Below are 14,045 nucleotides of genomic sequence, written 5' to 3'. Positions count from 1 at the left end.
CTGCGTTATGGAACGTGGCCGTGAGAGGCGCCCGGCATGACGACGGATGAGGGACGTCGTCATGCCGAACGAACCTCAGGCCCGCATGCGCAGCAGCGGAGCGGTGGTGGTCAGCAAGCCTCGCGACTTGAGCACGTCGACGTAGGTGGCTTCGTCGCTGTTGCTGACCTTGATGCGTAGTGCGGCCGGGCTGTTCTGGGCGGCATAGGACGCATCACGGAAAATGAGGGCGCAGGCATCTCCGCTTTCGGCGGCCAGTTGCAGGCGGCGCAGGCTGCGGTAGTCGATGTCGGCCGGGAGCCAGCCCACCACGGCGCCGCAGCAGCCCGAACGCAGGCATTGCTCCATGCTCCACGCGGCCTCGCTGGCACCTGCCTGAATCTCGTGCAGGAAGCGCAGGTCGACGCCGGCGGCCGCCAGGGCGGGTGCGTAGGGCAGGTGCGGTGGCGCGATGAAGATCACGCGACGGTGTTCCTGCGTCAGCGAGGCGAGGGCGGGCATCACCAAATCGAGTTCGCCCAGGCCCTGGTGTTCGAAGAGGATTTCGCTCAACGCGCCCTGGGGCCAGCCGCCGCCCGGCAGCTTCGCGTCGAGCGACGTCCAGCCGGTGGGTAACGCACGCACGCGCGGCTGGCGATCGGCGGAGCGGCGCCAGATACCGGGATGGTCGAGTACCTGGGCGAGCGACGGGGTGGCGATGGCGTTCATGGGTTAGGCCCTGCGGATGATGCCGACGTAACGCCCTTCGATGGCGAATTCATGGCGGCGTGGGTCGACCTCGATGGGATCGAAGTCGGGGTTTTCGGGAAGCAGCAAGAGACGATCGCGCTCGTGCTTGAGGCGTTTGACCGTGACCTCGTCGTCGAGGCGTGCCACGACGATCTGGCCATCGTTGGCCGTGCGGGTGCGGTGCACGGCGAGAAGGTCGCCGTCGAGAATGCCCACATCGCGCATGCTCAGGCCCACCACGCGCAACAGGTAATCGGCGCGGGGACGGAAGAGGGCCGGGTCGACCTCCAGCTGGGACTCGATGTTTTCCTCGGCGAGGATGGGCGAGCCTGCGGCCACGCGTCCGATGAGCGGCAATTCGACGGCCATCGCTCCACGCAGCCCCGGAGCTTGGCCGCCGGGCAGGCGCAGGCCGCGATGCTGGGGCGAACGTTCGAGCACACCCTTGCGCACCAGGGATTCCACGCAGGCCTGTGCCGAACTATGGCTGGGGAAACCCAGCGCGTCGGCGATCTCGCGCAGGGTGGGCGGCAAACCCTGGGCCTGCAGATAGTCTCGCAGGAAGGTCAGGGTGCGCTGCTGGCGCTCGGTGAGGGAAGGTGTCGGCATGCGTACATTTGTACACATCCCCGTACGTGGATGCAAGAGAAAAGCGCCTTGTCGAAGAATGTGCATTCGAATTGCACGTTCATGCACGATTGAGTACATTGATCCTCAATCCTTGACGACGGCTGTTCGATGAACCCTGTACGCGCCACCCGCCTGATCTTTCTCCTCTCCGGCATCGGCATGGCCAGCTGGGCGCCCATGGTTCCGTACGCCAAGGATCGCCTGGGCCTGGACGACGGCACGCTCGGCATGGTGCTGCTATGCATGGGATGCGGCGCGGCGGCGGCGATGCCGCTGGCGGGTTTCCTCACCCACCGCTTCGGCAACCGCGACGTGATCGGCGTGACGGGATTGCTCGTCTGTGTCGCGTTGCCGCTGCTCACCGTGGCCCCCAGCGCAACGTGGCTGGGGGCGGCGCTGCTGTTCTTCGGCGCGTCGCTCGGCCTGGTCGACGTGGCCATGAACGCGCATGCGGTCGACGTGGAGAAGCAACAGGGCAGGCCGATGATGTCCGGCTTCCACGGTCTCTTCAGCGTGGGTGGCCTCGTGGGGTCCGCGGGCATGGCCGCACTGCTGAAGGCGGGCGCGCCCCTGACCGGCAGCGCCGTCGCCGTGTCGCTCGCCTTGCTGGTGATCGTGCTGACCCAGTGGCGACATTTGATCGTGCGCCACGAGGATGCGCATGCGGACGCCCGTGCCCCGTTCCGGATGCCGGGTGGCGCCGTTTTCCTGCTGGGTTTTCTCTGCCTCGTGGTTTTCCTGGCCGAAGGATCGATGCTGGACTGGAGCGCGGTGTTCCTGCGTTTCTCGCGCGGCTTCGACGCGTCGTCGGCGGGACTGGGCTACGCCGCGTTTTCCGTGGCCATGGCGGTGTGCCGCCTGCTGGGCGATCGCATCACCTCGCACGTGGGGCCCGTGGCCATCGTACGGGGAGGCAGTCTCGTCGCGGCCGCCGGCTTCCTCGTCGCCACGTTGATTCCGTGGGGTCCGGCGGCGCTTTTCGGCTTCGTGCTCGTGGGCATCGGCGCGTCGAACATCGTGCCGGTCTTGTTCAGCGCGGCGGGCCGGATGGGTGGCGCCTCGCCGGGCGTGGCCATCGCCATCGTCACGGCGCTGGGTTACGCGGGCATGCTTGCCGGGCCGGCCGGCATCGGTTTCGTCGCCCACCTGAGTACCCTGTCCATCGCATTGACCGGCGTCGCCGGCCTGCTGGTGGTCGTTTCCCTGTGCGCGTCGATCGCGCGCCGTTGATCGGAGAATTCTTGCAATGCATACCCGGCGCGAAGTGGTGATCTTCGATTTCGGCGGCGTACTCGTCGACTGGAACCCCCGTTATCTCTACCGCAAGCTGTTCGGCGACGACGAGGCCGGCATGGAGCGTTTCCTCGCCGAGGTGACCACCAACGAGTGGAACCTCCAGCAGGATGCGGGGCGTCCGTGGACCGAGGCCGTGCGCCTGCTCACGGCGGAGTATCCGCAGCACGCCGAACTGATCGAGGCCTATCACCGGCGTTGGCCGGAAACCCTCAAGGGCCCCATCGACGACAGCATCGTGATCCTGCACGACCTGAAACAGGCAGGCCATCCGCTGTACGGCCTCACCAACTGGTCGCACGAGACGTTTCCCTTCGCCCGCGAACGCTACGACTTCTTCGGATGGTTCGACGGCATCGTGGTCTCGGGAGAGGAGGGCACGATCAAGCCCGATCCGAAGCTCTACGAGACGTTGCTGGAGCGCTACGACATCGATCCGGCGACCGCGATTTTCATCGACGACAACAAGCTCAACGTGGACGCCGCGGAAAAGCTCGGCATCCATGGCGTGCACTTCCATTCGCCGGCGCAGCTGCGCGCGGAGCTGGTCGCGCTGGGCTTCCTGAAGGCATGAACGCGACCGACGTCACCCTGCCGCGCGAGCGGCAGCAGTGGATCCTCGAACGACTTCGGCGCGATGGCCGGGTGGTGGCGGCGGATCTCGCGCAGGCGTTCCGGGTGTCGGAGGATTCCATCCGCCGGGACCTGCGCGATCTCGCCTCCCAGGGACTGTGCCGGCGTGTCTACGGCGGCGCCTTGCTGGCGCAGCCCGTCGCCCCGCTCGGCGAGCGTCATCACGAACGCGTCGAGCTCAAACGCTCGCTTGCCCGCGTCGCGGCCTCGCTGGTCGGGGAGGGGCAGATCCTCTTCATCGACGCCGGTTCGACCAATACCGCGCTGGCGCACGCGCTACCCGAGCGACGCGACCTCACGGTGGTGACCAATGCCCCCGACGTCGCCATGGCGGTGCTGGGCCGTCCAGGTTTCGAGGTGATGCTGCTGGGCGGGCGGATCGATCCGCGTATCGGCGGGGCCATCGGTTCGCGCACGGTTCGGCAGGCGCAGGACATTCGCGCGGACCTGTGTTTTCCCGGCGTATGCGCGATCGACCCCGTCAGCGGCCTGTGGACCTTCGACGAGGAGGAGACGGTGTTCAAGCAGGCGATCGTCGAAGCGAGCGGCGAGACGGTGGCGATCGCCACGCCGGACAAGCTGGTGGCGTCGGCGACGCATCATACGGTGCCGATCACGGCGATTACGCACCTGGTGGTGGCAGGGGATACCGAAGAAAGCGTGATGGAGCGGTATCGCATGGCTGGCGTGGCCGTGCATGCGAAGCCGGCTTGGTAGGAGCCGCTTCAGCGGCGAAAGCCAACGGAGCGGAAACGCCGTTGCGCTGATCGCCGATGAATCGGCTCCTACCGAGCTACGCCGGGCCCTTAGACGGCCTGCTTCTTCTTGGCGAGGCGCAACCAGGTATCCACGACGGTATCCGGGTTGAGCGACACCGATTCGATGCCCTGTTCCATGAGCCACTCGGCGAGGTCCGGGTGGTCCGACGGGCCCTGGCCGCAGATGCCCACGTATTTGCCCTTTTCGCGCGCCGTCTTGATGGCGAGGGCGAGCAGCTTCTTCACCGCCGGGTCGCGCTCGTCGAACAGGTTGGCGACGATGCTCGAATCGCGGTCGAGACCGAGGGTGAGCTGGGTGAGGTCGTTCGAGCCGATCGAGAAGCCGTCGAAGATGTCGAGGAATTCGTCGGCCAGCAGCGCGTTGGACGGCACCTCGCACATCATGATGACCTTGAGGTCGTGCTCGCCCTGGACCAGGCCGTTCTTGCGCAGCACCTCGATCACCTTGCGGCCTTCGTCGAGCGTGCGCACGAAGGGGATCATCACCCACACGTTGCCCAGGCCCATCGTCTCGCGTACGTACTTGACCGCCTTGCATTCCAGCGCGAACGACTCGGCGAAATCGGCCGAGACGTAACGGCTGGCGCCGCGGTAGCCGATCATCGGGTTTTCTTCGTGCGGTTCATAACGCGAACCACCGAGCAGGCCGGCGTATTCGTTCGACTTGAAGTCGGACAGGCGCACGATCACCGGCTTGGGATAAACCGAAGCGGCAATGGTGGCGATGCCTTCGGCGAGGCGGTCGACGTAGAACGACACGGGATCCTTGTAGCCGGCGATCCGCGCGTCGATGCGCGCCTTGGTCTCGGCATCCTGCTTGCCGTATTCGAGCATGGCTTTGGGATGCACGCCGATGTGGCTGGCGATGATCATTTCCAGGCGGGCCAGGCCGATGCCGGCGTTCGGCAGCATGCCGAAGTCGAAGGCGCGCTCGGGGTTGGCCACGTTCATCATGATCTTCAGCGGCGCCTCGGGCATCGCGCCGAGATCGGCGGTGATGCGGTCGAACTTGAGGATGCCTTCGTAGATCGTGCCGGTGTCGCCCTCGGCGCACGATACGGTGACGTCGGTGCCGTCGGGGATGGTGTCCAGCGCGTTGCCGCAGCCCACCACCGCCGGTACGCCCAGCTCGCGGGCGATGATCGCCGCGTGGCAGGTGCGGCCGCCACGGTTGGTGACGATGGCGGCGGCGCGTTTCATCACCGGCTCCCAGTCGGGGTCGGTCATGTCGGCGACGAGCACGTCGCCCGGCTGCACCTTGTTCATGTCGGCCAGCGAGCGGATGACGCGGGCCTTGCCCGAGCCGATCTTCTGGCCGATGGCACGGCCTTCGGTGAGCACCTTGCCTTTCTCGTTGAGTTGGAAGCGTTCGAGCGTGGTGGCGTGCGAACGCGACTTCACCGTCTCGGGACGGGCCTGCACGATGTAGAGCTTGCCGGTGTGGCCGTCCTTCGCCCACTCGATGTCCATCGGGCGGCCGTAGTGCTTTTCGATGACCAGCGCCTGGCGGGACAGCTCTTCCACGTCGGCGTCGTCGATGCAGAAGCGGTGGCGGTCCTGGACCGGGGTCTCCTCGATGCGCACGCGCTCGCCGGGCTGGCTGGAATAGACCATGCGCTGCTGCTTGGCGCCGAGGCTGCGACGCAGCACGGCCGGCTTGCCTTCCCTCAGGGTGGGCTTGAACACGTAGAACTCGTCGGGATTCACGGCGCCCTGGACCACCATCTCGCCCAGGCCGTACGAGCCGGTGACGAAGACCACGTCACGGAAGCCCGACTCGGTGTCGAGGGTGAACAGCACGCCGGAGGCGCCCACGTCGGAGCGCACCATCAACTGCACGCCGGCCGAGAGGAAGACGTCCTCGTGCTTGAAGCCCTGGTGCACGCGATAGGCGATGGCGCGATCGTTGTAGAGCGAGGCGAAGACTTCCTTCACCTTATGCAGCACGTCGTCGATGCCCGCGACGTTGAGGAAGGTTTCCTGCTGGCCGGCGAAGGACGCGTCGGGAAGGTCTTCGGCGGTGGCGGAGGAGCGCACGGCCACGGCGATGTCCGTGGCGCCGGCGTCTTTGCAGAGCTTGGCGTAGGCGTCGCGGATGGCCTGCTCGAGGTCGGCGGGCAGGGCGGTATCGACGATCCAGCCGCGGATCTCCTTGCCGCCGCGGGTCAGCTCGTCGACGTCGTCGACGTCGAGCGTGGCCAGGCGCTCCTGGATGCGCTTGGCAAGGCCGCTTTTCTCGAGATAGGTCTGGAAGGCGTCGGCCGTGGTGGCGAAGCCACCGGGAACGGAGACGCCCAGTTTCGCCAGGTTGCCGATCATCTCGCCAAGGGAGGCGTTCTTGCCGCCCACCTTGCCCAGGTCGGTCATGCGTAGCGCGTCGAGCCAAAGTACCAGGTCGCTCAAAGGAAGATCCTCACATCGGTTGGGCGGCGGGCCGCGCTGGAAAAATCGGCGCATTGTCGTAGTGGTATTGCCACCATACAAGGCGCAATGCACAAACGACCCGCTTATTCTGCGGGGTAGTTGGTTAGGACGGCGTATTGGTCTTAAGGTGGGAGTCATCTGGGTCCTACCTTTTCCCGAGGAATCGTTTTCATGCGGCGAACCGTGTTCTTCATCTCCGACTCCACCGGGATCACCGCCGAGACGATCGGCAACAGCATGCTGGCCCAGTTCGACGGGGTGCAGTTCGACACCCACCGCCTTCCCTTCATCGATAACCCGGCCAAAGCCGAAGCCGCCTGCCTGCGGATCAAGACCAAGTACGCCCAGGATGGCCAGCGTCCCATCGTGGTGAACACCATGACCTCCCGGGCCCTTTGCGACATCGTGGCCGGCAGCGGGGCCCTGATGCTCGACGTGTTCGCGCCCTTCATCGAGCCGCTGGAAATCGAACTCGGCGCCAAGCAGTCCGGCGCGGTCAACCGCTCCCACGGCCTGGTCAATGCCGAGCGGTACGAGGCCCGCATCGAGGCCACCAACTATGCCCTCGCGCACGACGACGGGCTGGACGTGGACTACAACCAGTCCGACGTGGTGCTGGTGGGCGTGTCCCGGTCCGGCAAGACCCCCACCTGCCTGTACATGGCCTTGCATTACGGTGTGTGCGCCGCCAACTACCCGCTCACGGACGACGATCTCGACAAGCTCGAACTGCCGTCGCGGCTGAAGCCCTACCGTAGCCGGCTGTTCGGACTCACCATCGACCCCATCCGCCTGGCCCAGATCCGCGAGCAGCGTCGTCCCGGAAGCCGCTATGCCACGCTGAAGCAGTGCCGCTGGGAGCTGGAGCAGGCCGACCGCCTGATGCGACGGGAGAACATCCCGGTGTTGAACACGACCCATACCTCGATCGAGGAGATCTCGAGCAAGATCTTCGAATACCTCGGCATCGAGAGACACATGTACTGATTGAGCCAGGAGACCGACCGCGCCATGACCTCCGTCATCGAACGCCCCATCGCGTTGATTCCGGGACGCTTCGAGTTCCTGATGGGACTCTACTCGGAGAACTACCACCGGCTGGCGCGGCTGTTCGCGCCCCAGCGGCTGGCGCCCGGACGTTACGTGTCCGACGTGGACGACGGCCTCAAGGTGCAGCTCGACATCCAGGAAAAGCATCCCTACACCCTGGAGCTGGAGCTCACCTACGACTTCGTCGACGAGACCACCGGCCAGCCGTCGCCGTCGGCGCAATTGCGCATGTACACCGACGCCCACGTGGCCGAGGCGATGCACTGCCATCCCGGCCGCAAGCTATGGCAGGTGCTCGGGCCGTTTCCGCCCGCCGATACCGTGTTCCAGCACCGCCTGCGCATGAACGGATTCCTCAGCCGCTGGCTGGAATACCTGGCGGAGCAGGGGCATTCGATCGGGACGCTGGAGCGGGTGGACGCCGCCGGCGGGGAACCCGCTCGGTAGGAGCCGATTCATCGGCTGCATCACGGCAAAAAAAATCCGCCTCGAGGGCGGATTTTTCTTTGAAAGGAAAAGCAATGGCGGAGCGGACGGGACTCGAACCCGCGACCTCCGGCGTGACAGGCCAGCATTCTAACCGACTGAACTACCGCTCCGAACTGCTTTTCAAGTTGGCGTCCCCACGGGGATTCGAACCCCGGTCGCTACCGTGAAAGGGTAATGTCCTAGGCCTCTAGACGATGGGGACGTACTTGAAACGTGAAACATGGTGGAGCCAGCCGGGATCGAACCGGCGACCTCCTGCATGCCATGCAGGCGCTCTCCCAGCTGAGCTATGGCCCCGTAAACCGGGAAAAAAAATCCGCCCATCAGGCGGATTCTTGAAAGTAATGGCGGAGCGGACGGGACTCGAACCCGCGACCTCCGGCGTGACAGGCCAGCATTCTAACCGACTGAACTACCGCTCCGAATTACTTCTCAAACCTTCCAACCACAAACCAACTTCAGTACTCTCACTCCTTAGCGGACTAAGGAAGTGGCGTCCCCACGGGGATTCGAACCCCGGTCGCCACCGTGAAAGGGTGATGTCCTAGGCCTCTAGACGATGGGGACGTACTAGAAGTTGGTGGAGCCAGCCGGGATCGAACCGGCGACCTCCTGCATGCCATGCAGGCGCTCTCCCAGCTGAGCTATGGCCCCCTGCTGGAAGCCGCAAAGATTACGGCTGAATGCCGAACCCGTCAAGCGTTCGTTACATTTTTTTCAACGTCGGTTTCGGGCATGTCGGGAATGTCCATGAGCGGCACGTACTTGCATGATGGACCACGCGGGCGGTCCCGGTGGTTCGCACGTTGTCGCCGGCAAAGTCGGCTCCCACACCGGCCCACGGGTTAACCTGTTCCCACATTCTTCAAAGGACAGGCATGCACGGGCTCGTTTTCATCCAGGACCTCGCCACGGTCATGCTCGTGGCCGGACTCACCACGGTGCTGTTCCAGCGCCTGCGCCAGCCTGTCGTGCTCGGCTACATCATCGCCGGCCTGTTGATCGGTCCGCATACCTTCCCCTTCATCTTCATCCACGACGAAGAAACGATCCGCACGCTCTCCGAACTGGGCGTGATCCTGCTGCTGTTCGCGCTGGGCCTGGAATTCAGCCTGAAGAAACTGCGCGCGGTCGGCGGGGCGGCCCTCGTGGCCGCCTTCGCCGAGATCGTGCTGATGGTGTGGATCGGCTACGAAATCGGGCGCTTCTTCGGCTGGTCGGCGATGGATTCGATCTTCCTCGGCGCGATGCTGTCGATCTCCTCGACCACCATCATCATGAAGGCGCTGGAAGACCTGAACCTCAAGCGCGAGCGTTTCGCGCAACTGATGTTCGGCATCCTCATCGTCGAAGACCTGCTCGCCATCGTGCTCATGGCGTTGCTTACGGGTATCGCCAGCACGGGCGGCGTGGAAACGGGGCAGGCGCTGGCCGCGGTCGGGCGCCTCGGCCTGTTCATGGCGGTGTCGCTGGTGGTGGGCCTGCTGCTGGTGCCTCGCGTGGTCGACTACATCGCGCGGGTGAGCCGTAACGACGTGCTGCTCGTGGCGGTGCTCGGCATCTGTTTCGGCTTCTGCCTGCTGGTGACCGAACTGGGCTACAGCGTGGCGCTGGGTGCCTTCATGATCGGCGCGATCGTGGCCGAGTCCGAAAGCGTGGCGCGCATCGAGCGGATCATCATGCCGGTGCGCGACATGTTCAGCGCGATCTTCTTCGTCGCCATCGGCATGCTCATCGATCCGGCGTTGCTGGTCGAGTACGCCTGGCCGATCACCATCGTCACCGTCGCCGTCGTGGTGGGCAAGGTGGTGACATGCAGTTTCGGCAGCTTCGTCGCGGGTAACGACGGCCGCACGTCCCTGCGGGTGGGCATGGGGCTGGCGCAGATCGGCGAATTCTCCTTCGTCATCGCCTCGCTGGGCCTGAGCCTGAAGGTGACCAGCGGCTTCCTCTATCCCGTGGCCGTGGCGGTGTCGGCGATCACCACCTTCCTTACGCCCTACCTCATTCGCGCGTCCGTGCCCCTGGCGGGAGTCCTCGGCCGCGTGCTGCCGGCGCGTGTCACCGGCGTGTTCGGCGCCTACACGGAATGGATGGGCAACCTCGGCCTGCAAGGGCAGGGCGCCATGGTGATGAAGATGATCCGCCGGCTGGTCTGGCACGTGGCGATCAACATGGTGCTGGTGGTCGCGGTCTTCATCATCGTGGCCTTCGCCTATCGCCGCGGATTCCTCCACCTGGACCTGTTCAGCGACGAGCCGAACGTGCGACGCAGCCTCGCCTGGTCGGTGGCGGCGCTCCTTTCCCTGCCCATGGTGGTGGCGACCTATCGAAAGGCGGAGGCGCTGGGCATGCTGCTGGCGGAGCTGAGCATCCCCGACCGTTTCGGCGCCCGCACCTACACCATTCGCGCCGTGCTCGCCCGGATCATTCCCCTGGTGGCGATGCTGATCCTGGGGCTGCTGGTGGCCGCCCTGGCCTCGACGATCCTGCCGCCCCGCGAGGTGGCCATCGTGCTGGTGCTGATCGGCATCGGGCTCACCTGGTTGCTCTGGCGGGTACTGGTGCAGGTCCATGCCCGGCTGCAGGCGGCCCTGCGCGACACGCTGGAAAAACCCGGCCATGGGCACGAGGAATGACGATTTCGTCACATCCACGAAAGGCCGGTGAACTTTTCCCGTGAAACCCTGTCTTTGGCCCGTCATTGCAAGCTAGCCGCGAACCACCGCACAATGGCGTTTCTGCCTCCACACGGAGGTGTACTGGCGGCGTCGCCAATCTTTCCAAGAGGGAGTATCGAATGAAGCACTTTTTGCGTCCCACGATGACGGCCGTCGCCCTGGCGGTTGCGCTGGGTACGGCCGCGGGCGCATCCGCCCAGGGCGCCAAGCCCGCCGCCAAGTCGGCTGCCGCGGGTCCGGTCGACAAGCAGAAGGCCAGCTACGTCGTGGGCTGGGATCTCGCCAGCTCGCTGCCGCCGCTCGTGGCCCAGGAAGTCGACCCGGCCACGGTCGCCAAGGCCCTGCAGGCCGCGCTCTCCGGCCAGAAGCCGACCATGTCCGAAGCGGAAGCCAAGTCCACGCGTGAAGCCTTCGTGGCCCAGCTGAAGACCAAGGCCGAGGCCGAGTACAACAAGGTCGCCGCGCAGAACAAGGCCGAAGGCGACGCCTTCCTGGCCAAGAACAAGACCGCTCCGGGCGTGAAGGTCACCGCCTCGGGCCTGCAGTACCAGGTGGTCCAGGCCGGTACCGGCCAGCGTCCGGGTCCGAACGACACGGTCACCATCAACTACACCGGCACCTTCGTGAACGGCCAGAAGTTCGATTCGTCGGCCGACCACCAGCCGCCGGGTGCGGCCCAGATCCCGCTCGCCGCGGTCATCCCGGGCTTCCGCGAGGGCCTGCAGCTGATGCAGGTCGGCGGCAAGTACAAGCTCTTCATCCCGTCGAACATCGCCTACGGCGCCAAGCCGGAAAACGGCTTCCCGCCGAATGCGACGATCATCTTCGACGTCGAGCTGGTCAAGACCGGTCCGACCCCGGCCGGCAAGGGTCCGGGTGCTGCTCCGACCGTGCAGGACAAGGGCGGCAACTAAGCCCCGGCGGTTTGGGTTACACGAAAAAGGCGCGGAGCGATCCGCGCCTTTTTTCATGGTTTTTCTTTTCGCCCATGGGATGGCGGCTTACAATTCGTCGTTACGACGCATGCGTCGCCCTTCCCGGGAACCTCATGAAAGTCACCATCTTCGGAACCGGCTACGTCGGTCTCGTCACCGGAACCTGCCTCGCCGAAATGGGCAACCACGTGCTTTGCGTCGACGTGGATACCGGCAAGGTCGAGCGCCTGAAGCAGGGCGACATTCCCATCTACGAGCCCGGCCTCGAACCGATGGTGGTGCGCAACCACGACGAAGGGCGTCTCGGCTTCACCACGGACGCGGTACAGGGCATCGAGCATGGCGATATCGTGTTCATCGCCGTCGGCACGCCGCCCGACGAGGACGGCAGCGCCGACCTCCAGTACGTGCTGGCCGTGGCGCGGACCATCGGCGACCACATCGACCGCTACACCGTCGTGGTGAACAAATCGACCGTGCCGGTCGGTACGGCCGATCGGGTGCGTGCCGCCATCGCCGAACGGCTCGAGGCGAGGGGCTCGTCGGTGCCTTTCGATGTCGTGTCCAACCCCGAATTCCTCAAAGAGGGCGACGCGGTCGAGGACTGCATGCGTCCCGATCGCATCATCGTGGGCTCGTCCAGCCAACGGGCCGTGGGCGTGTTGCGCAAGCTCTATGCACCGTTCAACCGCAACCACGACCGCATGGTGGTGATGGACGAGCGCTCTGCCGAGCTGACCAAGTACGCCGCCAACGCCATGCTGGCGACGAAGATCAGCTTCATGAACGAGATCGCCAACATCGCCGAGCGCGTGGGCGCCGACGTGGAACTCGTGCGCCAGGGCATCGGCGCCGATCCGCGCATCGGCTACCACTTCATCTATCCCGGCGCGGGCTACGGCGGTTCGTGCTTTCCGAAAGACGTGCAGGCGCTGGCGCGCACGGCCCACGCGGTGGGCTACGACGCACGCCTGCTCGACGCGGTGGAAGCCGTCAACGATGCGCAGAAATCACGCCTGTTCGATCTGCTTTCGGCGCATTTCGGCGGCAAGCTCCAGGGCATGACCATCGCCGTATGGGGCCTGGCCTTCAAGCCGAACACCGACGACATGCGCGAGGCATCGAGTCGTCGCCTGATGGAGAAGCTCTGGGATGTGGGCGCGAAGGTGCGCGCCTTCGATCCCGAGGCGGCCGACGAAACCCGTCGCATCTACGGCGAACGCGCCGACCTCTACTTGGCTGGGCGTCCTTACGAAGCGCTCGAGGGGGCCGACGCCCTGGTGATCGTCACCGAGTGGAAGGCCTTCCGTAGCCCCGACTTCGCACGCGTGAAGTCGTTGCTGGCCACGCCGGTGATCTTCGACGGTCGCAACCTCTACGATCCCATGCTGGTCGAAGAGGCGGGCATCGCCTATTACGGCATCGGTCGTGGCCGCAGTCTCAAGGGGCGCGAACATGGCTGAGCTGGACGAACGCATGATGGAGCTGGAGGTGCGCCTGGCCTTCATCGACGACACGGTCAACGGCCTGTCGTCGGCGGATGCCGAAATCGCACGCCGGCTCGATCTGCTGGAACGGGCGGTGCGCGACCTGCGCTCCGACCTTGGCAACATGCGCGCGGGCCTGGGTAGCGATCCGGCTACCGAGCCGCCGCCGCCGCATTACTGAAACCGAACGAGTCTTACCGATCATGGCAGAGTCCCTGCGCGACCAGTTGTTGAAGAGCGGCCTCGTCAAGGAGATCCGCGAAGAGAAAAGGACGTCCTCGCCGCCGCCTCAGAAGCAGGGTGGCGCGAGCGGTCAGCCGTATGCGGGCAAGAATCCGCGCCATGGCGGCAAGCCGCAAGGTGGCCGCCCGGGAAAGGGTCCGGGCCCGAAGCCGCAGGGCGGTCAGCGTCCGCCACGCAAGGACGGCGAGATCGACCTTGCCAAGGCGTACGCCATCCGCGCGCAGACCGAGGCCAGCGAACGCAAGAAGGCGGAAGCCGAGGCCGCCGAGCAGGCCCGTTTGCGCAAGGAAAAAAAGAACAAGGTCGAGGCGTTGCTGAAGGACAAGGCGCTGAATCTCGCCGAAGCCGATCACGTGCGCCACTTTCCGTATGGCGAGAAGATTCGGCGCGTCCACGTCGATGCCGTGCAACTGGCCGCGATCAACGCGGGTGAGCTGGGCGTGGTGCAACAGAACGGCCGCTACCTCGTGGTGAGCAAGGTGGTGGTGGACGAACTGCGCGGCATCGCGCCGGAGTTCATCGCGCTGATGGTGGATCCGGATGCGAAGAGCGAATCGGACGACGGCGTGCCTGACGACCTGATGTGGTGAGGCCATCGGACTATCGCCGCTGAAGCGGCTCCTACCGAGCAGGTGGCTGCAAGCTGCCGCACCCCGTTCGGTAGGAGCCGCT

At 65.4% G+C, this 14,045-nt stretch carries 13 protein-coding genes and 6 tRNA genes; 10 read left to right on the top strand and 9 right to left on the bottom strand.

Features of this window, described 5'->3' with window-relative positions; translation table 11 throughout:
• Window positions 1-75: 75 nt before the first annotated feature.
• Together imuA and lexA are read right to left on the bottom strand one after the other, a co-directional pair.
• Window positions 76-708: a translesion DNA synthesis-associated protein ImuA gene (gene imuA, locus JNG39_RS08410; RefSeq protein WP_144909107.1), complete on the bottom strand. Its 633-nt coding sequence runs from the start codon at window positions 706-708 to the stop codon at window positions 76-78.
• Window positions 709-711: 3 nt separating this feature from the next.
• The gene (lexA, locus tag JNG39_RS08405; RefSeq protein WP_368310692.1) at window positions 712-1,338 is read right to left on the bottom strand and encodes a transcriptional repressor LexA; all 627 of its coding nucleotides are present in this window, start codon (window positions 1,336-1,338) and stop codon (window positions 712-714) included.
• A gap of 129 nt (window positions 1,339-1,467) precedes the next feature.
• Here lexA and JNG39_RS08400 point away from each other — a divergent pair, with 129 nt between their 5' ends.
• Genes JNG39_RS08400 through JNG39_RS08390 form a run of 3 tightly spaced genes read left to right on the top strand, consistent with a single transcriptional unit; the run spans window position 1,468 to window position 4,002 of the window.
• Window positions 1,468-2,589 (top strand): MFS transporter, encoded by a 1,122-nt coding sequence (locus JNG39_RS08400; RefSeq protein ID WP_368310691.1) that lies wholly within the window; start codon window positions 1,468-1,470, stop codon window positions 2,587-2,589.
• Window positions 2,590-2,605: 16 nt separating this feature from the next.
• Window positions 2,606-3,226 (top strand): HAD family hydrolase, encoded by a 621-nt coding sequence (locus JNG39_RS08395; RefSeq protein ID WP_368310690.1) that lies wholly within the window; start codon window positions 2,606-2,608, stop codon window positions 3,224-3,226.
• Window positions 3,223-4,002: a DeoR/GlpR family DNA-binding transcription regulator gene (locus JNG39_RS08390; protein ID WP_368310689.1), complete on the top strand. Its 780-nt coding sequence runs from the start codon at window positions 3,223-3,225 to the stop codon at window positions 4,000-4,002. Before JNG39_RS08395 ends, JNG39_RS08390 begins: the two co-directional genes overlap by 4 nt.
• 89 nt (window positions 4,003-4,091) lie before the next feature.
• Here the strand turns inward: JNG39_RS08390 and ppsA are convergent, their stop codons facing one another.
• The gene (gene ppsA / locus JNG39_RS08385; protein WP_368310688.1) at window positions 4,092-6,467 is read right to left on the bottom strand and encodes a phosphoenolpyruvate synthase; all 2,376 of its coding nucleotides are present in this window, start codon (window positions 6,465-6,467) and stop codon (window positions 4,092-4,094) included.
• Window positions 6,468-6,659: 192 nt separating this feature from the next.
• Between ppsA and JNG39_RS08380 the strand changes: the two genes are divergently transcribed.
• Window positions 6,660-7,475, top strand: coding sequence for a pyruvate, water dikinase regulatory protein (locus JNG39_RS08380; RefSeq protein WP_247367079.1), 816 nt, complete (start codon window positions 6,660-6,662; stop codon window positions 7,473-7,475).
• 24 nt (window positions 7,476-7,499) lie between these two features.
• Window positions 7,500-7,985 carry a DUF1249 domain-containing protein gene (locus tag JNG39_RS08375; protein WP_368310687.1) on the top strand — a complete coding sequence of 162 codons (486 nt, stop codon included), beginning with the start codon at window positions 7,500-7,502 and terminating at the stop codon, window positions 7,983-7,985.
• Between the two features lie 75 nt (window positions 7,986-8,060).
• On the opposite strand, the gene JNG39_RS08370 is transcribed toward JNG39_RS08375, so the two are convergent.
• The 6 genes from JNG39_RS08370 to JNG39_RS08345 all read right to left on the bottom strand — a co-directional run bounded on the left by JNG39_RS08370 (window position 8,061) and on the right by JNG39_RS08345 (window position 8,681).
• Window positions 8,061-8,137: transfer RNA gene (locus JNG39_RS08370), tRNA-Asp, on the bottom strand.
• A 16-nt stretch (window positions 8,138-8,153) separates the two neighbouring features.
• A tRNA-Glu gene (locus JNG39_RS08365) sits at window positions 8,154-8,229 on the bottom strand.
• Window positions 8,230-8,248: 19 nt separating this feature from the next.
• Window positions 8,249-8,324 (bottom strand) — tRNA-Ala (locus JNG39_RS08360).
• A gap of 48 nt (window positions 8,325-8,372) precedes the next feature.
• Window positions 8,373-8,449 (bottom strand) — tRNA-Asp (locus tag JNG39_RS08355).
• 69 nt (window positions 8,450-8,518) lie between these two features.
• Window positions 8,519-8,594 (bottom strand) — tRNA-Glu (locus JNG39_RS08350).
• Window positions 8,595-8,605: 11 nt separating this feature from the next.
• Window positions 8,606-8,681 (bottom strand) — tRNA-Ala (locus JNG39_RS08345).
• Window positions 8,682-8,905: 224 nt separating this feature from the next.
• Between JNG39_RS08345 and JNG39_RS08340 the strand changes: the two genes are divergently transcribed.
• From JNG39_RS08340 to JNG39_RS08320, 5 genes are all read left to right on the top strand, one after another.
• Window positions 8,906-10,666 carry a cation:proton antiporter gene (locus JNG39_RS08340; protein WP_368310685.1) on the top strand — a complete coding sequence of 587 codons (1,761 nt, stop codon included), beginning with the start codon at window positions 8,906-8,908 and terminating at the stop codon, window positions 10,664-10,666.
• 161 nt (window positions 10,667-10,827) lie between these two features.
• Window positions 10,828-11,622: an FKBP-type peptidyl-prolyl cis-trans isomerase gene (locus JNG39_RS08335; protein WP_368310684.1), complete on the top strand. Its 795-nt coding sequence runs from the start codon at window positions 10,828-10,830 to the stop codon at window positions 11,620-11,622.
• A gap of 134 nt (window positions 11,623-11,756) precedes the next feature.
• The gene (locus JNG39_RS08330; RefSeq protein WP_368310683.1) at window positions 11,757-13,106 is read left to right on the top strand and encodes a UDP-glucose/GDP-mannose dehydrogenase family protein; all 1,350 of its coding nucleotides are present in this window, start codon (window positions 11,757-11,759) and stop codon (window positions 13,104-13,106) included.
• The gene (locus tag JNG39_RS08325) at window positions 13,099-13,311 is read left to right on the top strand and encodes a SlyX family protein (RefSeq protein ID WP_144909087.1); all 213 of its coding nucleotides are present in this window, start codon (window positions 13,099-13,101) and stop codon (window positions 13,309-13,311) included. The genes JNG39_RS08330 and JNG39_RS08325 overlap by 8 nt, the downstream gene beginning before the upstream one ends.
• A gap of 22 nt (window positions 13,312-13,333) precedes the next feature.
• Window positions 13,334-13,963, top strand: coding sequence for a DUF2058 family protein (locus JNG39_RS08320; protein WP_368310682.1), 630 nt, complete (start codon window positions 13,334-13,336; stop codon window positions 13,961-13,963).
• Window positions 13,964-14,045 lie beyond the last annotated feature (82 nt).

The sequence above is a fragment of the Luteibacter sp. CQ10 genome (assembly GCF_040900725.1).
Classification (GTDB): domain Bacteria; phylum Pseudomonadota; class Gammaproteobacteria; order Xanthomonadales; family Rhodanobacteraceae; genus Luteibacter.
This window is presented reverse-complemented; position numbering and strand designations above follow the sequence as displayed.